The organism is Novosphingobium sp. FSW06-99, from assembly GCF_001519065.1.
Classification (GTDB): Bacteria; Pseudomonadota; Alphaproteobacteria; order Sphingomonadales; family Sphingomonadaceae; genus Novosphingobium.
Map to the genome: position 1 here is coordinate 131,297 of NZ_KQ954256.1, position 2,500 is coordinate 133,796.

2 rRNA genes (1 of these 2 only partly in view) are annotated in these 2,500 nt (G+C 54.2%); both read right to left on the bottom strand.

Going from position 1 to position 2,500, the window contains the following annotated elements:
- Nucleotides 1-46: 46 nt before the first annotated feature.
- Nucleotides 47-161, bottom strand: a 5S ribosomal RNA gene (gene rrf / locus AQZ49_RS11395).
- A gap of 127 nt (nucleotides 162-288) precedes the next feature.
- Nucleotides 289-2,500 (bottom strand): 23S ribosomal RNA (locus AQZ49_RS11400); it runs 581 nt beyond the window's last position.

Below are 2,500 nucleotides of genomic sequence, written 5' to 3' on the forward strand. Positions count from 1 at the left end.
CTGTGAATGGGTTTTTAGCGCAACACTTGACTGCGTCGGCGACAATGCCTGGCGACGACCTACTCTTCCAACGCTTGAGCGTTAGTACCATTGGCGCGGACTGGTTTCACGGCCGAGTTCGAGATGGGATCGGGTGGGGCACAGACGCTATGGTCACCAAGCAATGTGGCCGACGCAGTGTGGGTGTTGGGTTTTGATGCCGTTGTGATGATGTCAGATGTGGCTTGATTACCGCTGCCATCACGCTGCGATCCGAAGTTCGCAGAGCTGATATTGATGGTGGGGACTCTCAAGCATGAACAGAGTTATTAGGACCGGTTAGCTTCACGCGTTACCGCGCTTCCACACCCGGCCTATCAACGTGGTGGTCTACCACGACTCGATGATACCTTATCTTGAGGGAGGCTTCCCGCTTAGATGCTTTCAGCGGTTATCCCGTCCATGCATAGCTACCCTGCTGCGCTCCTGGCGGAACGACAGGTACACCAGAGGCATGTTCACCCCGGTCCTCTCGTACTAGGGGCAACTCCTCTCAAGTATCGACGCCCACGGCAGATAGGGACCAAACTGTCTCGCGACGTTCTGAACCCAGCTCACGTACCACTTTAATTGGCGAACAGCCAAACCCTTGGGACCTGCTCCAGCCCCAGGATGTGATGAGCCGACATCGAGGTGCCAAACGATTCCGTCGATATGAGCTCTTGGGAATCATCAGCCTGTTATCCCCGGCGTACCTTTTATCCGTTGAGCGATGGCCCTTCCACGAGGGACCACCGGATCACTATGACCGACTTTCGTCTCTGCTCGACTCGTCAGTCTCGCAGTCAGGCAGGCTTATGCCATTGCACTCTAACAGACGGTTTCCAACCGTCCTGAGCCTACCATCGCGCGCCTCCGTTACTCTTTAGGAGGCGACCGCCCCAGTCAAACTACCCGCCACAGAGGGTCCCCGAACCGGCTAACGGTCCTGGGTTAGACATCAGAAAACAACAGGGTGGTATTTCACCTATGGCTCCACACCAGCTGGCGCCGGTGCTTCATAGCCTCCCACCTATGCTACACAATTCTTTCCTAATGCCACTCTGAAGCTGCAGTAAAGGTGCACGGGGTCTTTCCGTCTAACCGCGGGTACTCCGCATCTTCACGGAGAATTCAATTTCGCTGAGCATATCCTGGAGACAGTGGGGAAGTCGTTACGCCATTCGTGCAGGTCGGAACTTACCCGACAAGGAATTTCGCTACCTTAGGACCGTTATAGTTACGGCCGCCGTTTACCGGGGCTTCAATTCGGAGCTTGCACTCCTCCTCTTAACCTTCCGGCACCGGGCAGGCGTCAGACCCTATACGTCGTCTTGAAGCCGACTTAGCAGAGTCCTGTGTTTTTGCTAAACAGTCGCTACCCCCTGGCCTGTGCCCCCTGCCAATGCTTGCGCATAGACAGGGCCTCCTTCTTCCGAAGGTACGGAGGCAATTTGCCGAGTTCCTTCAGGATACTTCTCTCAAGCGCCTTGGTATACTCTACCTGACCACCTGTGTCGGTTTCGGGTACGGTCTATATGGAGAGGCTATTTCCTGGAACCACTTCAAAGCCAGAACAATCCAATAAGCTCTGACAATTCACGTGATCCGTCACTCATCTCCAGGCCCACGAATATTAACGTGGTTCCCATCGACTACCCCCTTCGGGCTCGTCTTAGGGGCCGGCTCACCCTGCTCAGATTAGCTTTAAGCAGGAACCCTTGGTCTTTCGGCGAGAGGGCATCTCACCCTCTTTGTCGCTACTCATGTCAGCATTCGCACTTCCGATACCTCCACGGTCGGTTACCCTCCCGCTTCTCTGGCCTACGGAACGCTCCGCTACCGCTGGAACAAATGTTCCAACCCTAAGCTTCGGTGCGTGTCTTGAGCCCCGTTACATCTTCGCCGCAGGAACCCTTGTTTAGACCAGTGAGCTGTTACGCTTTCTTTAAATGATGGCTGCTTCTAAGCCAACATCCTGGTTGTTTTGGGATTCCCACATGCTTTCCCACTTAGACACGACTTGGGGACCTTAGCTGTAGGTTAGGGCTGTTTCCCTTTTGACGACGGACCTTAGCACCCGCCGTCTGTCTGCCGGATAAATCTCGTTGGTATTCGGAGTTTGGTTAGAGTTGGTAGATCTCGCGACCCCCGCATCCATCCAGTGCTCTACCCCCAACGGTATACGTCCGACGCTCTACCTCAATAGATTTCGCGGAGAACCAGCTATTTCCCGGTTTGATTGGCCTTTCACCCCTAAACACAACTCATCCGAGAATTTTTCAACATTCAACGGTTCGGCCCTCCAGTGCGTGTTACCGCACCTTCAGCCTGGTCATGCCTAGATCACCGGGTTTCGGGTCTAATTCATCGAACTATAGTCGCCCTATTCAGACTCGCTTTCGCTGCGCCTACACCTAACGGCTTAAGCTTGCTCGATAAACTAAGTCACTGACCCATTATGCAAGAGGTACGCAGTCAC